Annotated in this window: 20 protein-coding genes; 10 read left to right on the top strand and 10 right to left on the bottom strand. The window is 69.2% G+C overall.

Going from position 1 to position 19238, the window contains the following annotated elements:
- Positions 1 to 29: 29 nt before the first annotated feature.
- From C1H84_RS15730 to C1H84_RS15720, 3 genes are all read right to left on the bottom strand, one after another.
- Positions 30 to 458: an HIT family protein gene (locus tag C1H84_RS15730; RefSeq protein ID WP_047118731.1), complete on the bottom strand. Its 429-nt coding sequence runs from the start codon at positions 456 to 458 to the stop codon at positions 30 to 32.
- 76 nt (positions 459 to 534) lie between these two features.
- Positions 535 to 1377: a sulfurtransferase gene (locus tag C1H84_RS15725; protein WP_113607936.1), complete on the bottom strand. Its 843-nt coding sequence runs from the start codon at positions 1375 to 1377 to the stop codon at positions 535 to 537.
- Positions 1374 to 2114, bottom strand: a complete 741-nt coding sequence (locus C1H84_RS15720; RefSeq protein WP_053797780.1) for an MBL fold metallo-hydrolase — start codon at positions 2112 to 2114, stop codon at positions 1374 to 1376. The genes C1H84_RS15725 and C1H84_RS15720 overlap by 4 nt, the downstream gene beginning before the upstream one ends.
- 169 nt (positions 2115 to 2283) lie before the next feature.
- Here C1H84_RS15720 and C1H84_RS15715 point away from each other — a divergent pair, with 169 nt between their 5' ends.
- Positions 2284 to 2688, top strand: a complete 405-nt coding sequence (locus C1H84_RS15715; protein WP_047118729.1) for a Fur family transcriptional regulator — start codon at positions 2284 to 2286, stop codon at positions 2686 to 2688.
- Positions 2689 to 2905: 217 nt separating this feature from the next.
- Here C1H84_RS15715 and C1H84_RS15710 read toward each other — a convergent pair whose 3' ends face one another.
- A complete protein-coding gene (locus tag C1H84_RS15710) occupies positions 2906 to 3097 on the bottom strand; it encodes a hypothetical protein (RefSeq protein WP_113607935.1) in 192 nt (63 codons plus the stop codon).
- A 504-nt stretch (positions 3098 to 3601) separates the two neighbouring features.
- Here C1H84_RS15710 and C1H84_RS18575 point away from each other — a divergent pair.
- Positions 3602 to 3838: a hypothetical protein gene (locus C1H84_RS18575; RefSeq protein WP_244910929.1), complete on the top strand. Its 237-nt coding sequence runs from the start codon at positions 3602 to 3604 to the stop codon at positions 3836 to 3838.
- A gap of 170 nt (positions 3839 to 4008) precedes the next feature.
- Here the strand turns inward: C1H84_RS18575 and C1H84_RS15700 are convergent, their stop codons facing one another.
- The 4 genes from C1H84_RS15700 to C1H84_RS15685 form a co-directional block, all read right to left on the bottom strand.
- Positions 4009 to 4866, bottom strand: coding sequence for a metal ABC transporter permease (locus C1H84_RS15700; protein ID WP_047118727.1), 858 nt, complete (start codon positions 4864 to 4866; stop codon positions 4009 to 4011).
- A gap of 2 nt (positions 4867 to 4868) precedes the next feature.
- Complete coding sequence (locus tag C1H84_RS15695) at positions 4869 to 5741, bottom strand: metal ABC transporter ATP-binding protein (protein ID WP_244910928.1); 873 nt, start codon at positions 5739 to 5741, stop codon at positions 4869 to 4871.
- 194 nt (positions 5742 to 5935) lie between these two features.
- On the bottom strand, positions 5936 to 7006 hold the full coding sequence (locus C1H84_RS15690; protein WP_181728174.1) for a hemolysin family protein: 1071 nt from the start codon (positions 7004 to 7006) through the stop codon (positions 5936 to 5938).
- A complete protein-coding gene (locus C1H84_RS15685) occupies positions 7003 to 8322 on the bottom strand; it encodes a hemolysin family protein (protein WP_113607933.1) in 1320 nt (439 codons plus the stop codon). Before C1H84_RS15685 ends, C1H84_RS15690 begins: the two co-directional genes overlap by 4 nt.
- A 430-nt stretch (positions 8323 to 8752) precedes the next feature.
- Between C1H84_RS15685 and C1H84_RS15680 the strand changes: the two genes are divergently transcribed.
- The 3 genes from C1H84_RS15680 (at position 8753) to C1H84_RS18720 (ending at position 13463) form a co-directional block, all read left to right on the top strand.
- Positions 8753 to 12487: a multifunctional oxoglutarate decarboxylase/oxoglutarate dehydrogenase thiamine pyrophosphate-binding subunit/dihydrolipoyllysine-residue succinyltransferase subunit gene (locus C1H84_RS15680; RefSeq protein ID WP_113607948.1), complete on the top strand. Its 3735-nt coding sequence runs from the start codon at positions 8753 to 8755 to the stop codon at positions 12485 to 12487.
- 169 nt (positions 12488 to 12656) lie between these two features.
- A complete protein-coding gene (locus C1H84_RS15675) occupies positions 12657 to 13262 on the top strand; it encodes a GDSL-type esterase/lipase family protein (RefSeq protein ID WP_181728173.1) in 606 nt (201 codons plus the stop codon).
- Between the two features lie 126 nt (positions 13263 to 13388).
- Positions 13389 to 13463 (top strand): 50S ribosomal protein bL37, encoded by a 75-nt coding sequence (locus C1H84_RS18720; RefSeq protein WP_369299107.1) that lies wholly within the window; start codon positions 13389 to 13391, stop codon positions 13461 to 13463.
- Between the two features lie 92 nt (positions 13464 to 13555).
- Here C1H84_RS18720 and rsrA read toward each other — a convergent pair whose 3' ends face one another.
- A complete protein-coding gene (rsrA, locus tag C1H84_RS15670) occupies positions 13556 to 13816 on the bottom strand; it encodes a mycothiol system anti-sigma-R factor (RefSeq protein WP_113607932.1) in 261 nt (86 codons plus the stop codon).
- Between the two features lies 1 nt (position 13817).
- Positions 13818 to 14465: a sigma-70 family RNA polymerase sigma factor gene (locus tag C1H84_RS15665; protein ID WP_047118721.1), complete on the bottom strand. Its 648-nt coding sequence runs from the start codon at positions 14463 to 14465 to the stop codon at positions 13818 to 13820.
- A gap of 194 nt (positions 14466 to 14659) precedes the next feature.
- Between C1H84_RS15665 and aroA the strand changes: the two genes are divergently transcribed.
- The 5 genes from aroA to C1H84_RS15640 are packed head-to-tail and all read left to right on the top strand — an operon-like array spanning position 14660 to position 19182.
- Positions 14660 to 16105, top strand: a complete 1446-nt coding sequence (gene aroA, locus C1H84_RS15660) for a 3-phosphoshikimate 1-carboxyvinyltransferase (RefSeq protein WP_113607931.1) — start codon at positions 14660 to 14662, stop codon at positions 16103 to 16105.
- Entirely contained in the window at positions 16105 to 17199 is a 1095-nt protein-coding gene (gene rsgA / locus C1H84_RS15655) for a ribosome small subunit-dependent GTPase A (protein WP_181728172.1), read from the top strand. Before aroA ends, rsgA begins: the two co-directional genes overlap by 1 nt.
- 12 nt (positions 17200 to 17211) lie before the next feature.
- Complete coding sequence (locus C1H84_RS15650) at positions 17212 to 18015, top strand: inositol monophosphatase family protein (RefSeq protein ID WP_053797778.1); 804 nt, start codon at positions 17212 to 17214, stop codon at positions 18013 to 18015.
- Between the two features lie 6 nt (positions 18016 to 18021).
- Positions 18022 to 18648, top strand: a complete 627-nt coding sequence (locus tag C1H84_RS15645) for a metal-dependent transcriptional regulator (protein WP_113607930.1) — start codon at positions 18022 to 18024, stop codon at positions 18646 to 18648.
- Positions 18649 to 18705: 57 nt separating this feature from the next.
- Positions 18706 to 19182, top strand: a complete 477-nt coding sequence (locus tag C1H84_RS15640) for a universal stress protein (protein WP_113607929.1) — start codon at positions 18706 to 18708, stop codon at positions 19180 to 19182.
- Positions 19183 to 19238: the final 56 nt, after the last annotated feature.

Genomic DNA, 19238 nt, shown 5'->3' with positions numbered 1-19238 from the left:
CGGCGTTCTTGAGCCGGGGGCCGGCGGCGCTAGTCGGCCGGGACGAATTCCGAGTGGCCGTCGGCGCGCAGCCCGTCGCGCAGCGTCTGCGCGTTCGCGTCCATCTGCGCCGGGTCCGGGTTGACCGCGGCATTGGCCAGATCGAAGTCGGCCAGCGAGTTGGTCGGCCAGACGTGCACATGCAGGTGCGGGACCTCGAAGCCGGCGATCATCAGCCCGGCGCGGGCGGAGTTGAACACGCGCTTCTGGGTGCGGCCGATCTTCGTGGCGACCAGGGTCAGGTGAGAGACCAGCTCGTCGGGCGCGTCGGTGAACTCGTTGATCTCCGCGCGCGGCACCACCAGGGTGTGCCCGTCGGACAGCGGGCCGATGGACAGGAAGCCGACGCACTGCGCATCGGACCAGACGAAGCGGCCGGGGATCTCGCCGTTGATGATTTTAGTGAACAGCGTACTCATGGGCTGCCTTTCTGCCCGCGTCGGCGGGCGGTTGCGGGCGCGCGGCGGCCCCTGGTGGAGCGCGCCGCGCGGACATCTAGTGGCGGTGCTGCTCGTCGCTGGTGGCGACCGGGGCCTCGGGGTGCGAGCAGTACTCGGACCAGCTGCCCGGGTACAGCGCCAGCTCGATCCCGGCGGTGTGCGCGGCGAGCACCTGGTGGGCCGCGGTGATCCCGGAGCCGCAGTAGGCCGCAGCGCCCCCGCTGTCAACGCCGAGCTTGGCGAAGTCGGCGCGCAGCACCGCGGCGGGCAGGAAGCGCGCCTGCGAGTCGAGGTTGTCGGTGGTCGGGCGGTTGCGGGCGCCCGGGATGTGGCCGGCGACCGGGTCGATCGGCTCCTCGATGCCCAGGTAGCGGGCGGTGGCGCGCGAGTCGATCAGCGTGCCGGAAAATCCGGCCAGCTGCTCGAACTCGATGACCGGCATGCGCCCCCAGGACAGGGTGACGTCGCCCGGGGCGTTCGACTGCTCCCCGGCGGCCAGCTGCGTGCCGGGCAGCGCCTTGTAGGCATCCAGTCCTCCGTCCAGCACGGCCGCGTTCTCGAAGCCTGCATGGCGCAGCAGCCACCAGGCGCGGGCGGCGGCCAGCGCGCCGGAGTCGTCGTACACCACCACCTGCGAGTCCTGGCTGATCCCCCAGCGCCGGGCGGCGGCCTCGAAGTCGGCCGGCAGCGGCAGCGGGTGGCGGCCGGTCTGGTGCCCGGGAGCGGAGGACAGCTCGCGTTCCAGGTCGACGAACACCGCGCCGGGGATGTGCCCGGCGGCGTAGAGCTCGCGCCCGTCGCTGCGGCCCAGCGACCAGCGCACATCCAGCAGCACCGGCGAGGGGCCCGGAGCGTCGAGCAGCGCGGCCAGCGCGGCGGCGGAAATCAGCGGGTTCATGCGTGCCCCTCCACGCTGCCCGCGTCGGTCTGCGAGGACTCGGCGGCGGCCAGCAGCTCGGCGGCGCGGTACTCCGTCAGGGGCTCCAAGCGCTGGTAGTTCGCCCCCTGGTGCGCGGCGATCGCGCCGAGCTGGCGGTCGAACAGCCCGGTGCCGCGGCCGTTGAGCAGCCCGTCGTGGATCGGCACCCAGACCGGGGCGCCGACTGCCGCCGCGAAGTCGGCGGCCTCGGCCATCTTGCCCCAGGGGCCCATGACCGGCAGCAGCAGCACGTCCGGGCGCACGCCGATCGGCACCTGGTAGCTGTCTCCCGGGTGGAAAACCTGCACCCGGCCCACGGCGCCGTCGCCCACCAGATAGCCCACGTTCGCGATCGGGTCGATCGAGTGGTGGATGGTGGCGTGGGTGCCGCCAAAGGTGCGCACCCGGATCCCGCCGACGATGAAGTCCATGCCTTCGTGCACGGTGTGCACCTGGGCGCGGCGCGCGGCGGGCAGCTCGGTGCGCAGCGCGTCGGCCAGCCCGGCCGGCGCGTACACCTGGAGCACCGGGTCGGCCTCCAGCGCGGCGGCCAGCGCCGGATGGTCGGCGTGGTCAGGGTGCTGGTGGGTGACCAGCACCGCGGCCTTGTTCTCGAACGCCCCGTCCAGATCGCTGAAGGATCCCGGGTCCAGCAGCAGCGACCCGTCGACGGTGCTCAGTTCCAGGCACGAATGCCCTCTGGATGTGATACGCATGTCCTTAGCGTAGGCTCCGGCGGCGTACCGTGCCACCACCAGACACGCCCTGCGGCCCAAAGTTGGCTAAAATTGGGTTAAACCGCCGGTGGCTGGGGTCGATTCGACACCCGCAGGCCGGCGCGGCAACCACGAACATCCCCTAGCAGGAGAGGAATGGTGCACGGCCATGGCACAGCCCGAAACCCGGATCACCAAGCAGCGGGTCGCGGTGGAGGAGGCGCTGGAACAGGTCGACGACTTCGCGACCGCCCAGGAGCTGCACCGCTGGCTGCAGGAGGCCGAGAAGAAGGTCTCGCTGGCCACGGTGTACCGTCTGCTGCAATCCATGTCCGACGACGGACTGGTCGATGTGCTGCGCAGCGCCGACGGCGAGGCCCGCTTCCGCCGCTGCATCACCGAGGCGCACCACCACCACCTGATCTGCCGCGTGTGCTCCAAGACCGTGGAGGTGCTCGCCCCCTCCGTCGAGCGCTGGGCCGCCCGGGTCGCGGCGGAGAACGACTTCACCGACCCGGAGCACACCGTGGAAATCTACGGCATCTGCGCCGCCTGCCGCGAAGCCGGCGACTAGGGCTCAGGGGCCCGGTGCCGGCTGGGGACCAGCCGGTCCGGGTCCCGGCCGGCGCACGGCAGGCGCTGCGTGAAGCCTGTCCGGCGCCCCGCGCGGTGCCGCGCAGGTGCGCCACCACCGGGTCGGGCCCTGGACGCGGCAAAGCCCCCGGGCGGTCCGTCGCGGCGCAGTGCGTCGCTGCGCGGAACCGCGCGGGGGCTGGGGCCAGAGGGCGGAACTAGCGCTCTTCGTTCCCCTCGGTTGCGGGGCCGTTGGGCGTGGCGCCGCCTTCGTCGGTCCAGTCGTGGCCGACCTCGTCGTTGCGGGCCGGATCGGACAGGTGGTCCCCCTGGGCAGCGGCCGCCTGCTCCTCAGCTGACTCGGGCTGCACGGCATCGCCGTGGTTCGGGAATTCCGCGTTGTTCTCCATGTCGGTGCTCCTTTCATCGGTTGCTGACACCGTAGCAATGAGTGCCGCTGCTGACACCGTAGCAATGAGTGCCGCGGCCGCTCCAACATCGTCAGCTGGTTCCCAGCAAATACCCATACTCCGGATGCGTGCCCGTCGCGGGCGTACCCGCGGTGCTTGCCAGGCACCGCCTTGGGCAATAGCTCGGATCCACGCCCTCGGAACCCCCTGCACCGGGGATCAGCCCTGGCAAGGAGAAGGCGGCATGGAGAACTATCTGCGGGTCGTGAAGGAATCGGAGCAGGAATTGATCCGGGAACTCGTGCCGGCTCGGCTTGAACCGCTGGACGAAGAAGAACTGCTGGCACTGCACCGCCGGGTGCGCCGGGCCAGGAAGAAGCACCCAAGAACTACCGCCGCAAGGCGGCAGCCTCCGTGGCCGAGGAAGCCGGGCGCGGGGCGGCGCACCCCAAGGGCGGCAAGTCGCGCCATCGCGCCGAAGCCTTCGAAGAGGCATTGTCCATCGTGTCGGCCAGGCTGGCCGCCGTCGCACGCCAGGAAGCCGAGCGGCTGAAGGCCGAGCGCCCGGCGATGGCGCAGGCCAACCGCAACACCGGGCCGGACGGCGCGGGCGACGCGGTCTCGGGCGCCGGGGTGGGTGCGGGCATCGCCCGCGAGCACTCCAAAATCACCGGAGGGATCAAGCGCGATGCCTCCAGCGCCTCGCAGGGCGCGCAGCGCCAGGCCAAGCGGGACCGCTAGCCTGCAGCGCGCTTAAACCAACCGCGGCCCCGTCACAAGACTGACGGGGCCGCGGTTGAATCATCACTCGCACCTTTTGAGGTACTTTCCACGTTACGACCCCCGGCTATGAGAACGCTGAGTCCGCGCCGTGCGCCAGCCCATAGTTCCGGCGCAGGGCGGGCGAAGCGCTAGACCTGGTGACGGCGCGGGGAGCGCACCGCCTCGATCGCCCGGCAAACCAGGTAGATCACGAAGGAGATGGTGGTGACGTAGGGGCTGATCGGCAGCGAGCCGGCCAGCGCCAGCAGGATGCCGCCGACCACTGCCAGCTCGGCGAACACCACCGAGAGGATCACGGTGAGCACCGGGGTGGAGCTCACGCGCATCGCCGCGGCGGCCGGGGTGATCAGCAGCGCGAGCACCAGCAGCGCGCCGACCACCTGGATGGTCACCGCCACGGCCAGCGCCAGCACCATCATGAAGATGATCGACAGCCCCGAGGTGCGCACGCCGCGCGCGTTGGCCACCACCGGGTCGGCGCTGGCGAAGGTCAGCGGCCGCCAGATCAGCGCCAGCGCGAGCACCACCACGGCGCTGAGCACCAGCATGCCGCCCAGCTGCACGTCGTCGACCGCGACGATCTGGCCGGTGAGCAGCCCGAACTTGTTGGCGCTGCGCCCCTCGTAGAGCGAGAGGAACAAGATGCCCAAGCCCAGGCCGAAGGGCATCAGCACGCCGGTGATCGAGTTGCGGTCGCGCGCCCGGGTGCCCAGCATCCCGAGGATCAGCGCCGCGATGAGCGAGCCGAAGACCGAGCCGGTGACCACGTCCGCGCCGATCAGCAGCGCGAAGGCGGCGCCGGCGAAGGACAGCTCCGCGATGCCGTGCACGGCGAAGGCCATGTCGCGCATCATGATGAAGATGCCGATCAGCCCGCCGACGACGCCCAGCGCAGCGCCGGCGATCAGCGAGTTGCTGACCAATGGCAGCAGCAGCGCGTAGTCCTGGAAGTTGAAGGCCTTCTCGATGAGGTCTGCGAAATCCATGCTCAGGCCCGCTTTCCGGTGGTGTTCGGCGTTCCGGCGGCCGGGCCGGCGTCCTCGGCGTGGTCGTGCCCGTCCGGCGGCAGGGCGCGGTTGCCGTCGCCGCTGACCACCACGATGCGCCCGTTCACGCGCAGCACCTGCACCGGGGCGCCGTAGAGCTCGCTGAGCACCTCGGTGCGCATGACCTCGTCCACGCTGCCCAGGTGGAAGCGGCCCTCGGCCAGGTAGAGCACCCGGTCCACGTAGGGCAGGATCGGGTTGATCTCGTGGGTGACGAAGATGACGGCGCTGCCGCGCTGCACCGCCTGGTGGTGGATGACCTCGCTGATGGCCTGCTGGTGGTGCAGATCAAGGGAGAGCAGCGGTTCGTCGCACAGCAGCACCTTGGGGTTCCCGGCCAGCGCCTGGGCCGCGCGCAGCCGCTGCTGCTCGCCGCCGGAGAGGTCACTGACCGCGCGGTTGGCGTAGCCGCTGGCGCCGACCAGCTCGAGCAGCTCGTCGACCTTGGCGCTCACCGCGCGGCGGGCCAGCCGGATGCCCGGCTTGGTGCCGTCGATGCCCAGCGCGACCAGGTCGCGGGCGCGCAGCGGCACGTTGTCCCCGAAGGGTCGCTGCTGCGGAATCAGGCCCACCGAATCCGAGCCGCGGCGCACCGGGGCCCCGTCGATGGACACGGTGCCGGCGTCCAGCGAGGTGGTGCCCAGCATGGTGTTGATGAAGCTGGTTTTGCCCGAGCCGTTGGGCCCGAGCACCGCCAGGAACTCCCCCGGCTGCACCTGCAGGTCCAGGCCCTCCCAGAGGACCCTGGATCCATAGGCCAGTCGCGCGTTGTCGAAGGTGACGATCGGGTTCGGGATCATCGGGGTAGGGCTCATGGGGGCGGCTTTCTAAGCAGGTGCTGCATGCGGTGTCTCCCGTCCGGGGTGCGCCCAGCGGGTGCGGATTCGGGCGGGAATGAAAAACTGCGGCACCGCCGAAGCAGTACCGCAGTTAATCCTACCAGTTGCGAGTCATTCGCAATACGCGATGGGCCGGAGGCTGAATTGAAACCCCCTCCGGCCCGGTTGGATCAGCCCTCCGGGTGGCTGCGCGGCGGGGCCACGCGCTTCCGGGTGGAGTCGCTGATCTCGCCGACCAGCACCTCGATGATGTCCTCCAGGAACACCACGCCCAGGGTGGAGCCGGCGTCGTCGACCACCGCGGAGAGATGGTTGCCCTCCTGGCGCATGGTCTCCAGCGCGTCCTCGATCTCGGTGTCCTGCTTCAGCTTGCCCAGCGGATGCAGGTCCAGGTCGAGCAGCGGGGCGGTTGAATGCGCATCGTCGATGAGCATCACGTCCTTAACGTGCCAGTAGCCCACCGGGACCTCGTCGCGGGTGATCAGCAGGCGGGAAAAGCCGGTCTTGCCGACCTTCTTCTCGAACTCGCGCGCGGTGGCGGCGCCCCATTCGAGGGTGAACAGGTCGTCCAGCGGCACCATGCAGGTCTTCGCGGTGACGCTGGAGAACTCCAGCGCCTTGGTCAGGCGCAGCGCGTCCTCCTTCTCCAGCGCCCCCTCCTCGGAGGAGGTGTGGATGATGGTGCGCACCTCGGCGGCCGTGTAGGAGCTGGCCACCTCATCCTTGGGTTCGATGCCGAAGGCGTGCAGCACCAGGTTCGCCGCCCCGTTGAGCAGCGCGGTGAACGGCTTGAGCACCTTGGACAGGCCCACCAGCGGCATGGCCAGCAGCAGCACCGCCTTGTCTGCCACGGAGACCGAGATGTTCTTCGGCACCATCTCGCCGAAGGTCACGTGCAGGAAGGTCACCAGGACCAGCGCGATCAGGAACGCGACGGTGTCCGCCGCAGCCTCCGCCAGGCCCAGGGCCATCAGCGGCTCGGCCAGCAGGTGGTGGATCGCAGGCTCGGAGATGTTCAGGATCAGCAGCGAGCAGACGGTGATGCCCAGCTGGCACACTGCCAGCATGATCGACACGTGCTCCATGGCGTACAGCGCGATCTTCGCGCGCTTGTTGCCGGCCTCGGCCAGCGGCTCGATCTGCGAGCGGCGCGCGGACATGACAGCGAATTCGCCGGCCACGAAGAAGGCGTTGAACGCCAGCAGGATGACCAGCCAGATCAGTCCCATGAAGTCGCTCATTCGTCCTCCTCCTGCGGCTGCGGCGCCGGTTCGAAGCGGATCTGCGCGATGCGCCGCCCGTCCAGCTCGGTGACGGTGAAGATGCCGGCCGCGGTGCAGACCTGGTCGTTCAGCTCCGCCAGGCGGCCCAGCTCGGCGAGCATGTAGCCGCCGATGGTTTCGTAGGAGGCGTCATCCGGGATGACCTCGCCGCCCACGTGCTCGTTGACCTCGTCCGGGCGGTACATGCCCGGGAAGAGCCACTTGCCGTCGGGCTGGGTGACTGCTTCTTCCTCGTCCTCGTCGTGCTCGTCGGACACCTGCCCGACGATCTCCTCGACCAGGTCCTCCAGGGTCACCAGCCCGGCGGTTCCGCCGTACTCGTCCATCACGATGGCCAGCTGGTACTCGGCCTCGCGCAGCTGCTCCAGCAGCACGTCGAGGTGGATGGTCTCCGGGACGTAGAGCGCGTCGTGGGCGAACTCCCCCACCTGCAGCGCGGCGCGGCGTTCGCGCGGCACCGAGACGACCGCCTTGATATGGCAGACGCCCTGGATCTCGTCGCTGGATCCCTCGGTGACCGGAAAACGCGAGAAGCCGGTTTCGGCGCTGACCGCGATCAGTTCCGACAGCGGCGCCTCGGAGTCGATCGTGGACATCGAGGTGCGCGGGGTCATCACGTCGGCGGCGGTGCGCTCGGAGAATTCGATGGTTGACTGCACGAAGCGGGCGGTCTGCAGGTCCAAGGTGCCCAGCTGCGCCGAACGGCGCACCAGCGAGGCCAGTTCCTGCGACGAACGGGCCGCAGAGATCTCCTCCTTGGCCTCGAGCCCGAAGAAGCGGTGCAGCACCGCGTTGGAGAATCCGTTCAGCACGACGATGGCCGGCTTGAAGACCGCGGTGAACACCAGGTGCGGGCGGGCCAGCGCCTTGCCCACGGCCATGGCCTGGGCGATGGCCATGTTCTTGGGGACCAGCTCGCCGATGAGCATCGACAGCAGCGTGGCGATCAGCATGGAGACGACCACGGAGATCGCGGTGGTGCTGGTCCCGGCGATGCCGACGGCTTCCAGCAGCGGGGCCAGCAGCTTGCTCAGCGAGGGCTCGAGCACGTAGCCGGTGAGCAGTGTGGTCAGCGTGATGCCCAGCTGGCAGCTGGACAGCTGCGTGGACAGCGAGGTCAGGCACTGCATCAGCGGCTTGGCACCGCGTTCTCCGGCGTCCACCGCCTGCTGCACGGTGCTCTTATCGAGTGCGACCAGCGCGAATTCCACTGCCACGAAAAAGCCGGTGCCGAGAATCAGCAGCAGGCCGAAAAGTATGTAAAGCCATTCCATGGGTGGTTAGCTCCACCCGCGCAACGGTTGAGGTGATATTTCTCCGATGCCCAGTTGGGGGCAACTAGAAGGCTCCAATGCGGCGCCGGAACTTAACGGAGATGGACTGACGTGGCCGGCGCTGCGCCTACGGGCGTCGGGCCGGCTAGGAGAGTGTGATTCCATAGTGCGACTCAGTCTAACTAATGGAGCCGAAATCCGCATTACCCCGCGCTGCTGGCGACCAGCGGTATCTGCCACCCGATGAATGGGATGTCATTCGCGCCACTTTCGTGAGTTTTGATACGTGCCGTGGCCAAGCGCGTAGAAAAGTTACTAGACTGGTCGGCAGGTCTAGAAATCAAAGTGAGTTCGGCGGTCATTATCACGTCCTCGTCAGACCACCGGCTCAAGCTAGAACAACGTAGAAATCAGGGAAGAGGCGTTGCACGTGCCAGAGCAAGCACACCACCGGCTGACTGAAGAGTTCGGTGGAAACGAATGGCTAGTAGATGAGCTGTTCGAACAGTATCTCGTTGACAAGAACTCGGTAGACAAGAAGTGGTGGGAGATTTTCGAGTCCCTCGCTGCGGAGAAGTCGGCCCCGGCCGCATCGGCATCGAAGCCGGCAGCCGCCGCTCCAGCCGCTCCAGCAGCTCCTGTCGTCAAGGGCGCTCCGCGCGCGGCCGCAGAAGCCCGCGCCTCGGAGCCGGCCCCGGCAGCCGCAGCACCAGTCAAGAAGGCCGAGCCGTCGCCGAAGACCGCTCCAATTCCAGCTCAGGCCCCGAAGCCGACCCCGTCGACCGGGCTGTTCGGCGAGGAAAAGCGCACCGCGCTGCGCGGCCCGATGAAGGCCATCGCGACCAACATGGACGCCAGCCTCACCGTGCCGACCGCCACGACCGTGCGCGCCGTGCCGGCCAAGGTGATGATCGACAACCGCATCGTCATCAACAACCACCTCAAGCGCGCCCGCGGCGGCAAGATCTCCTTCACCCACCTGATCGGCTTCGCCGTGATCCGTGCGCTGAAGCAGATCCCTTCGATGAACGTCACCTACGACGTGATCGACAAGAAGCCGACCGCCATCCAGCCGGCCCACGTCAACTTCGGCATCGCCATCGACATGCCCAAGCCCGACGGCACCCGCATGCTGGCGGTGCCGAACATCAAGGCCGCCGAGACCCTGAGCTTCAACGAGTTCTGGGCCACCTACGAGGACCTGATCAAGCGCGCCCGCGGCAACAAGCTGACCGCCGACGACTACGCCGGCACCACCGTGTCGCTGACCAACCCCGGCGGCATCGGCACCGTGCACTCGGTGCCCCGCCTGTCCAAGGGCCAGGCCGCCATCATCGGCGTCGGCGCACTGGAGTACCCGGCAGAGTTCCGCGGTTCGGCCGAGACCACCGTGGCCCGCATGGGCATCGGCAAGCACATCACCCTGACCTCCACCTACGACCACCGCGTCATCCAGGGTGCCGGTTCGGGCGAGTTCCTGAAGCTGGTCGAAAGCCTGCTGCTCGGCGAGCAGGGCTTCTACGACGAGATCTTCGAGCAGCTGCGCATCCCGTACGAGCCGGTGCGCTGGGCCGTGGACAACCAGGTCGACATCGACCTGCAGGTCAACAAGGTCGCCCGCATCCAGCACCTGATCAACTCCTACCGCGTGCGCGGCCACCTGATGGCCGACACCAACCCGCTGGAATACGTCCAGCGCAAGCACCCGGACCTGGACATCAAGTCCTACGGCCTGACCCTGTGGGATCTGGACCGCGAGTGGATCTCCGGCGGCCTGGGCGGCAAGGACCGCGCCCCGCTGCGCGACATCCTGGGCATCCTTCGCGACGCCTACTGCCGCACCATCGGCACCGAGTACATGCACCTGCAGAACCCGGTAGAGCGCGAGTGGTTCCAGTCCAAGCTGGAGCGCGGCTACGCCAAGCCGACCCGCGAAGAGCAGCTGCGCATCCTGTCCAAGCTGAACTCCGCCGAGGCTTTCGAGACCTTCCTGCAGACCAAGTTCGTCGGCCAGAAGCGCTTCTCGCTGGAAGGCGGCGAATCGCTGATTCCGCTGCTTGACGCCATCATCTCCGACGCCGCCGACGAGCAGCTGGACGAGGTGGCCATCGGCATGGCCCACCGCGGCCGCCTGAACGTGCTGACCAACATCGCCGGCAAGACCTACGCACAGGTCTTCCGCGAATTCGAAGGCACCGCCACCCCGGGCTCCGTCCAGGGCTCCGGCGACGTGAAGTACCACCTGGGCACCGAGGGTTCCTACACCTCGGACGCCGGCAACGAGACCAAGGTGTACCTGGCAGCCAACCCGTCGCACCTGGAAGCCGTGGATCCGGTGCTCGAGGGCATCACCCGCGCGAAGCTGGACCGCCTGGGCTCGGGCAACGCAGTGCTGCCGATCCTGGTGCACGGCGATGCCGCATTCGCCGGACAGGGTGTGGTCTCCGAGGTTTTGGCCATGAGCCAGCTGCCGGGCTACAAGACCGGCGGCACCGTGCACGTGATCGTGAACAACCAGATCGGCTTCACCACCGCGCCGTCCTCCTCGCGCTCCTCGGTCTACGCCTCCGACGTGGCCCGCACGGTGCAGGCCCCGATCTTCCACGTCAACGGGGACGACCCGGAGGCAGTGGTGCACGTGGGCCAGCTGGCCTTCGAGTACCGCCAGAAGTTCGGCAAGGACGTCGTCATCGACCTCATGTGCTACCGCCGCCGCGGGCACAACGAGGGCGACGATCCGTCGATGACCCAGCCGATCATGTACAACCTGATCGAGGCCAAGCGCTCGACCCGCAAGCTGTACACCGAGGCCCTCGTCGGCCGCGGCGACATCACGCAGGAAGAGGCCGACAACGCACTGGCCGAGTACAAGGCCAACCTGGAGCGCATCTTCGCCGAGACCCACGCGGCGCAGACCTCGCCGATCCCGATCATCACCCCGGGCTCGACCATCAACGACCTGGAGAAGCCATTCGCCCAGGCCGCAGACGAGAACACCATGGACGGCGCCCGTCCATCGGCGATCTCCGCGCAGACCCTGGCCCACATCGGCGACGCCCACTCGGCGATCCCGGAGGGCTTCGTGATGCACACCAAGCTGAAGTCGCTGCTTGAGCGCCGCACCAAGATGTCCCGCGAAGGCGGCATCGACTGGGGCTTCGCCGAGCTGGCAGCCCTGGGCTCGCTGTCCATGGAAGGCGTGCCGGTCCGCCTGGCAGGCCAGGACTCGCGCCGCGGCACCTTCGTGCAGCGCCACGCGGTCTTTCACGACCGCGAGAACGACAACGAGTGGTACCCGCTGAAGAACCTGTCCGAGGACCAGGCATCGATGTGGATCTACGACTCGCTGCTCTCCGAGTACGCCGCCCTGGGCTTCGAGTACGGCTACTCCGTGGAGCGCCCGGACGCGCTGGTCATGTGGGAGGCGCAGTTCGGCGACTTCGTCAACGGCGCCCAGACCGTGATCGACGAGTTCATCTCCTCGGCCGAGCAGAAGTGGTCGCAGTCCAGCTCGCTGGTCATGCTGCTGCCGCACGGCTACGAGGGACAGGGCCCGGACCACTCCTCGGCCCGCATCGAGCGCTTCCTGCAGCTGTGCGCGGAGAACAACATGGTAGTGGCCCAGCCGTCCACCGGCGCTAACCACTTCCACCTGCTGCGCCGCCAGGCCTACGCCCGTCCGCGCAAGCCGCTGATCGTGTTCACCCCGAAGCAGCTGCTGCGCCTGAAGGCGGCCGCCAGCGCGGTGGAGGACTTCACCAGCGGCGGCTTCCAGGAAGTCATCGGCGACGCCTCGATCACCGATGCGAACGCCGTGGACAAGGTGCTGCTGTGCTCGGGCCGCGTGTACTACGACCTGCTGGCCGCACGCACCAAGGCCGGGGACTCGAAGACCGCGATCGTCCGCGTCGAGCAGCTCTACCCGGCACCGGTCGAGCAGATCGCCGCCGAGCTGGCCAAGTACCCGAACGCGACCGCGAGCTGGGTCCAGGACGAGCCTGCGAACCAGGGCCCATGGCCGTTCTTCGGCCTGTACGTGGCACCGAACCTGGACCAGAAGATCAACCTGGTCTCGCGTCCGGCATCGGCCGCCACCTCGGCCGGCACCGCCAAGCGCCACGAGGCTGAGAACGCGGTGCTGATCCAGCAGGCCTTCGCCCGCTAGTCCGCCCCGCGTCTGCATCGCATACCCCGACCGGCGAACCGGCTCCCTTTCCAGGGGGCTTGGTTCGCCGGTCTAGGTGTTTAATGGGGTGCGACATCCCCGAGCACACGCTGCAACACTGATAATGTTGACAGCGATTCACCTTATTACCCAACGAAAGGCCGCCAAGTTGGAGTTACGCACCATCCGCATTACCGCAATCGGTGATGAACTTCTGGCAGGCCACGGCGACCCGCGGGGCCTGGGCTGGTTCGGTCGCGTCATGGCCCGCACCCAGGACCCGGCCCTGCGCCTGCAGTCCTTCGTGCTCGCCGCCCCCGCCGAGGGCTCCGAAGCCCTGGCCGAACGCTGGCTGGGCGAAGCCTCGCGCCGGTTCAGCGACCAGTTCGAGAACCGCCTGGTGATCGCGCTGTCGGACCGCGACGTCGACCTGGGCGTCAGCACCGCGCGCAGCCGCCTGAACCTGGCCAACATCCTCGATTCGGCCTCCCAGATGAACATCAAGGCACTGCTGGTCGGCCCCGCCCCCGGCTTGGACGACGCGCGCAACGACCGCGTGGCCGAGCTGAACCGCGTGTACGCCGACGTGGCCATGCGCCGCAACCACCACTACGTGGACACCTTCGCCCCGCTGCGCACCCACGCCCAGTGGCGCGCGGACCTGAACGCCTCCGGCGGCGTGCCGGGGCAGGCCGGCTACGGGCTGATGGCGTGGCTGGTGCTGCACCGCGGCTGGTACTCCTGGCTGCAGCTGCCCGAGCCCAGCGCAGGCTAGCGGCGGCGCCTCGGCGAGACCCGGCCCACGCGGGCCCCGTTAGGTTTTTGCCACCGGAATGTGAAAGACTATTAGTCGGCTCGATACCCATCGAGCAGTTTGAAATGATCCCTCTAAGGAGTCACCATGTCGAAGCGCGCTCGTAAGCGTCGCGATCGCAAGCGTGGCGGTGCCAACCACGGCAAGCGCCCAAACAGCTAAGCGATGCGAACAGACGAAGAACCCCGTACCACTCGAAATCTTTCGAGCGATACGGGGTTCTTTCCACGTTCCGGTGCGCGCCGCGCCGGATGCTAGTGGCCGGATTCGATCCTGATCTGCGAGATCCGGGTGATGATGTTGGCCTTGAGCTGTTCCGGGGCGTGCTCCTGGCAGCTGCGGCGCACCACCGAGCGGATGATGCACTCCAGATCGTACTGCTCGGTGCACTCCGGGCAGTGGTCCAGGTGGGCCTTGACCTCTTTCAGGTCGGCCAGCGTGAGGGCGCCGTCGAGGTACTCGTAGATGCGCACGATGCGCGCGTCGGAGCAGTCCCCCAAAGAATTGCAGTCCATCTTACTTCGTCCCTCCATCGACCTGGGCTGCGGGGTTGGCCGCCGCCTGGATTCCGCGTTCTGCGGCGTAGTCCGCCAGCAGTTCCCTCAGTTGCTTGCGCCCGCGGTGCAGCCGCGACATGACCGTGCCGATCGGCACCCCGAGGATCTCCGAGGCTTCCTTGTAGCTGAAGCCCTCGACATCGACGAAGTACACCGCCAGGCGGAAATCCTCGCCAATGGACTGCAGGGCCGCCTTCACATCCGAATCCGGGAGGTGGTCCAGCGCCTCGACCTCGGCCGAGCGCAGGCCCGTGGGCGAATGCTCCATCGCCTGGGCCATCTGCCAGTCCTCCACCGTGTCCGTGCTGGTGCGCAGCGGTTCGCGCTGGCGCTTGCGGTACAGGTTGATGTAGGTATTGGTCAGGATCCGGTACAGCCAGGCCTTCAGATTCGTGCCCGGCTTGTACTGGTGGAAGGCTGAATACGCCTTCGTGTAGGCCTCCTGGACCAGGTCCTCGGCATCCGACGGGTTGCGCGCCATGCGCAGCGCGGCAGAATACAACTGGTCCACGTAGACCAGCGCGTCCCGCTCAAAGCGCTCGCGGCGCTGCGCCTCGGACTCGGCGCCCGCATCGGGAAGGTTCGCGTCCACACTCTCGTTAGTCATCGCCCTCGAGTCTACGCGCTGTCCGGGGTTTCCGGACAGGGAACGCCCCGGACGCAGGCTCTCCTGCGCGGGGGCTCCGGCGCCTGCCAGGGTGCTGATGTCTTCAATCGTCGTCACACTCGGTTCAACGAACGGCGTCCAACCCTTATTCCCGCGCCGATCTCGGCTAGGATTTAAGCAGGCGGGACGGGGCGATGAACGCCCCGGCAGGCGCCAGAACATCCCATGCTCCGACGCCGCAGCAGCCAGGCCCCACAGTTAGGATCAGCCCCATCAACACCGCACCCAGCACTGGAACCACCCCTTCGCACCATGTCGAGCCGCAGTGGTGGCCCGCCCCCTTCGCCGCCGCGCCGCTGGACGCGACGGTGCTCGTGCCGGCTTCCAAGTCGCTGACCAACCGGTATCTGATCCTCGCCGCGCTGGCCTCCTCCCCCTCCACGATCCACAACACGCTGATCAGCCGCGACACCGAGCTGATGCTCAACGCCCTGGAAGCCTTCGGCGTGCAGCTGGAGCGCACCGCGCAAGCCGACGGCTCCACCACCGTGCGCGTGGTGCCTCCGGAGCGGCTGGCGGCCGGGCCGCTGACGGTGCAGTGCGGGCTGGCCGGCACCGTGATGCGTTTCGTCCCGGCGCTGGCCGCCGTGGCCGGCGCGCAGGCCGACTTCGACGGCGACGCGGCGGCCCGCGTGCGCCCGATGGCCCCGGTGCTCGACGCCCTGGCAGGGCTCGGGGTGCAGTTCAGCTTCCACGGGGCCCCCGGCATGCTGCCCTTCACCATGGACGCGCGGCGGCTTGAGGCCGGCGCCGACGTGCAGATCGACGGTTCGGCCAGCTCCCAGTTCATCTCCGCTATGCTGCTGGCCGCCCCGGCGCTGCCCGGCGGGCTGCGCCTGCGCGCCGCCGAAGGCCCGCTGGCCTCGCCGGACCACATCGCGATGACCGTGGCCACGCTGCGCGAACTCGGCGCCGTGGTGGACCTCGATGAGGACGGGCGCGGCTGGAGCGTGCAGCCGCAGCGGATTGCGGGCTTCACCGTCACCGTGGAGCCCGACCTGTCCAACGCCGGGCCGTTCCTGGCCGCCGCGCTGGCCACCCGCGGCGTGGTGCGCGTGCCGTTCTGGCCGGCCACGACCACCCAGGTGGGCGGCAAGTGGGTGCAGATCCTCCAGGCCATGGGCGCGCAGGTGTCCCTGGGCGCGGATTCGGTGCTCACCGTGCGCGGCACCGGGCCGATCCGCGGCATCGAGTACGCGGATGCCTCCGAGCTGGCCCCGACCCTGGCCGCGCTGTGCGCGCTGGCCGACTCCCCCAGCAAGCTGACCGGCATCGGGCACCTGCGCGGGCACGAAACCGACCGGCTGGCCGCGCTGCAGGCCGAACTGGGCAAGGTGGGGGTGCAGGTAACCGTCACCGACGACGGGCTGGAGATCACCCCGGGCCCGCCGAGGCCCGGCGACCTCGACAGCTATGAGGACCACCGCATGGCCACCGCCGGCGCCCTGCTGGGCCTGGCCATCGACGGGGTGCGGGTGGAAAACATCGCCACCACCTCCAAGACCATGCCGGACTTCCCGAAGCAGTGGGCGGCGATGGCGGCCACCGCCGCGAACCCGGCCGCGGAAGGCTCCCGCTGATGCGCTACTCCGACTACGACGAATCCTCGGTCCGCGTCCGCCCGAACAAGAAGGGCTCGCGCCCGCGCACCAAGGACCGCCCGGCCCATGAGAAGGCGGTGATCGGGCGCATCATCACCGTGGACCGCGGCCGCTACACGGCGATCCTCGACGAGGACACCGCCGCCGAGCGCATCGTGATCGCCGCGCGCGCCCGCGAGCTGCGCCGCCAGGCCATCGTGCCCGGGGACATGGTCGCACTGGTCGGGGACACCTCCGGCAAGCCCGACACACTGGCGCGGCTGGTGCGCATCGAGGAGCGCAGCACGCTGCTGCGCCGCAGCGCCGACGACACCGACGCCACCGAGCGGGTGGTCGTGGCGAACGTGGACAAGCTGGTCATCGTGGTCGCCGCCGCCAACCCGGAACCGCGCACCGGCTTCGTGGACCGCGCGCTGGTCGCCGCCTACGACGCCGGCATCCAGCCGGTGCTCTGCGTGACCAAGGCCGACGTGGCCGACCCTGCCGAGTTCCTGGCGCACTACGAGGGCCTGGAGCTGCCGGTGGTCATTTCCCGCACCACCGCCGCGGAGGCCTCCGGCATCGACGCGCGCAGCGCCGACGGGGCGAGCGCCCGGCTGGACTCCGCGGCGCTGGAGCAACTGCAGGGCATGCTCGCCGGCTGCGTCTCGGTGGTGCTGGGCCATTCGGGCGTGGGCAAGTCCACCCTGGTCAACGCCCTGACCGGCGCCGAGCGCGCCACCGGGCACGTCAATGCCGTCACCGGGCGCGGACGCCATACCTCCTCCAACGCGCTGGCGCTGCGCCTGGGCGACACCCCCGGCTCCTGGCTGATCGACACCCCTGGCATCCGCTCCTTCGGGCTGGGCCTGGTGGACCCGGAGAACATCCTGGCCGCCTTCGAGGACCTGGCCGACATCGCCACCGGCTGCCCGCGCGGCTGCACCCACGCCGCCGGCGAGGCAGGCTGCGCCCTGCAGGCCTGGGCCGACGACGAATCCACCGGCGCCCAGGCCGCCGCCCGGCTGGCGTCCTACCGCCGGCTGGTCACCACCGAGGAAACTACGCACGAAAAGGAGCTCGGCGCGCACTAGCGCCGCACCACCATGGCTGAATACACCCTGCAGCAGGATCTCGACTTCGCCCTCGCGCTGGCCGACAAGGTCGACGCGTTCACCCTGGCCCGCTACGGCGCCAACGACCTCAAGGTCGAGACCAAGCCTGACATGACCCCGGTCTCCGACGCCGACCGCGGCGCCGAGCAGCTGATCCTCGCGCAGCTGGCCGAGCACCGCCCGGAGGACTCCGTGCTCGGCGAGGAGTTCGGCGTGCACGGGGACTCCTCGCGCCGCTGGGTCATCGACCCGATCGACGGGACCAAGAACTTCGTGCGCCGCGTGCCGGTGTGGGCCACGCTGATCGCGCTGCTTATCGACGACGAGCCGGTGCTCGGGGTCATCTCCTCCCCGGCGCTGGCCCGCCGCTGGCACGCGGCCACCGGGCTGGGCGCGTTCGTCACCGAGCCGGGCGCCGAGGTCGGCTCCACCGCCACCCGCCAAATCAGCGTCTCCGGGGTGAGCGAGCTGTCCGACGCGTCGCTGTCCTACGCCTCCCTGAACGGCTGGAAGGATGCCGGCAAGCTCGACGGGCTGCTTGAGCTGCTGGAGACCGCCTGGCGCACCCGCGGCTACGGCGACTTCTACTCCTATGCGCTGCTGGCCGAGGGCGCGGTGGACGCCGCGTTCGAACCCGAACTGGAGCTCTACGACATGGCGGCCCTGGTGCCGGTGGTGCGCGAGGCAGGCGGGCGCTTCACCTCCGTCGCCGGCGAGGAAGGCTGCCATGGCGGCAACGCGCTGGCCACCAACGGCGCGCTGCACGAGATCATCCTGCCCTACCTGAACCGCTAGCCGCCCATGCCCCGCAACCGCGACCCGCGCGCGCTGACCACCAGCGAAGAGGACTACCTCAAGGCCCTGTACCTGCTCACCGAGTGGGAGGACACCGAGGTGAGCACCGGCGCACTGGCCGACCAGCTGGGCCTGACCCCCGCCTCGGCCACCCCGATGGTCCAGAAGCTGGCAGCGAAGTCGCTGGTGCACCACGTGCCGCGCGGGGCCATCACGCTCAGCGAGACCGGGCGGCGCGAGGCGCTGCGCATGGTGCGCCGCCACCGGCTGCTGGAGACCTTCCTGCGCGACGAGCTGGGCTACGGCTGGGACGAGGTGCACGACGAGGCCGAAGCGCTGGAGCACACCGTGACCGACCGCTTCATCGACGCGCTGGACCAGCGCCTGGGCCGGCCGCAGCGCGACCCGCACGGGGACGCGATCCCCGCCGCCGACGGCACGCTGCCTGCCAGCCGGGCGGTGCGCCTCGACCGCTTCACCGGCGGCGCCGCGATCGTGGACCGGATCAGCGACGAGGACCCCGACTTCCTGCGCCGGGCCAGGGACCGCGGGCTGGTGCCCGGCGCGACGATCACCCTGCCGCACGGCCTGGACTACGTGGACGCCTCGCTGGTCTGGGTGCGCCCGGCCTGAGCGCCCGGGCGTGTGCAAAAATGGTGGCAGGACCCCGCCGGCAGACAGGAGCACCCGATGACCGACAGCTCCGGCGTGCTGCTGCTCGGCGTCTGCCGGGAGCAGGATCCGTCCGCCCCGGCCCAGGCCGCCGCCCTTGCCGCGCAGCTGGGCGCCGAACTGCACTGCGCCTGGGTCGATCCCGCCCGCTACACCGTGCAGCGGCTTGCCGACGGCACCGTGCGCTCGGCGCCCATCGACCCCGAAGTGCAGGATGTAGTCGTCCAGCCGTTCCCGCCGCAGCTGAACGCGCAGCTGGCAGCGCTACTGGACCCGCTGGCGGTGCGCTGGCGGACCCATGCGCTGGCCGGGAGCCCCAGCGCAGAGCTGTCAGCCCTGGCCGAACGGATCGAGGCCCGGATGATCGTGATCGGCGCGAGACGGCCCTCGCTGCGCGCCTCCCTGCACGAACTGCTCAACGGCTCCGTGGCGGCGCAGCTCGCCCGGAACCAGCTGCGCCCGGTGCTCGTGGTTCCCGCCGCGCAGCGCTCCTGAGCCCGGGTCGTGACCGTGCCCACCGCCTCGTGCCCCCATCCGCTACCGACGAACGC

Source organism: Glutamicibacter soli (assembly GCF_003309065.1).
Classification (GTDB): Bacteria; Actinomycetota; Actinomycetes; order Actinomycetales; family Micrococcaceae; genus Glutamicibacter; species Glutamicibacter soli.
The sequence above is the reverse complement of the archived record's forward strand: the minus strand, read 5'-3'. Positions and strand labels throughout refer to the sequence as shown.

What these genes read in the sequence shown, in the direction of transcription:
- C1H84_RS15650 (WP_053797778.1), top strand. Translation starts at nt 17,212, where the DNA reads ATGGCTGAATACACCCTGCAGCAGGATCTCGACTTCGCCCTCGCGCTG.
- C1H84_RS15665 (WP_047118721.1), bottom strand. Translation starts at nt 14,465, where the DNA reads ATGACTAACGAGAGTGTGGACGCGAACCTTCCCGATGCGGGCGCCGAG.
- C1H84_RS15730 (WP_047118731.1), bottom strand. Translation starts at nt 458, where the DNA reads ATGAGTACGCTGTTCACTAAAATCATCAACGGCGAGATCCCCGGCCGC.
- C1H84_RS15685 (WP_113607933.1), bottom strand. Translation starts at nt 8,322, where the DNA reads ATGGAATGGCTTTACATACTTTTCGGCCTGCTGCTGATTCTCGGCACC.
- C1H84_RS15710 (WP_113607935.1), bottom strand. Translation starts at nt 3,097, where the DNA reads ATGGAGAACAACGCGGAATTCCCGAACCACGGCGATGCCGTGCAGCCC.
- rsgA (WP_181728172.1), top strand. Translation starts at nt 16,105, where the DNA reads ATGCGCTACTCCGACTACGACGAATCCTCGGTCCGCGTCCGCCCGAAC.
- C1H84_RS15720 (WP_053797780.1), bottom strand. Translation starts at nt 2,114, where the DNA reads ATGCGTATCACATCCAGAGGGCATTCGTGCCTGGAACTGAGCACCGTC.
- C1H84_RS15645 (WP_113607930.1), top strand. Translation starts at nt 18,022, where the DNA reads ATGCCCCGCAACCGCGACCCGCGCGCGCTGACCACCAGCGAAGAGGAC.
- C1H84_RS15700 (WP_047118727.1), bottom strand. Translation starts at nt 4,866, where the DNA reads ATGGATTTCGCAGACCTCATCGAGAAGGCCTTCAACTTCCAGGACTAC.
- rsrA (WP_113607932.1), bottom strand. Translation starts at nt 13,816, where the DNA reads ATGGACTGCAATTCTTTGGGGGACTGCTCCGACGCGCGCATCGTGCGC.
- C1H84_RS15695 (WP_244910928.1), bottom strand. Translation starts at nt 5,741, where the DNA reads ATGAGCCCTACCCCGATGATCCCGAACCCGATCGTCACCTTCGACAAC.
- C1H84_RS15715 (WP_047118729.1), top strand. Translation starts at nt 2,284, where the DNA reads ATGGCACAGCCCGAAACCCGGATCACCAAGCAGCGGGTCGCGGTGGAG.
- aroA (WP_113607931.1), top strand. Translation starts at nt 14,660, where the DNA reads ATGAACGCCCCGGCAGGCGCCAGAACATCCCATGCTCCGACGCCGCAG.
- C1H84_RS15725 (WP_113607936.1), bottom strand. Translation starts at nt 1,377, where the DNA reads ATGAACCCGCTGATTTCCGCCGCCGCGCTGGCCGCGCTGCTCGACGCT.
- C1H84_RS15690 (WP_181728174.1), bottom strand. Translation starts at nt 7,006, where the DNA reads ATGAGCGACTTCATGGGACTGATCTGGCTGGTCATCCTGCTGGCGTTC.
- C1H84_RS15640 (WP_113607929.1), top strand. Translation starts at nt 18,706, where the DNA reads ATGACCGACAGCTCCGGCGTGCTGCTGCTCGGCGTCTGCCGGGAGCAG.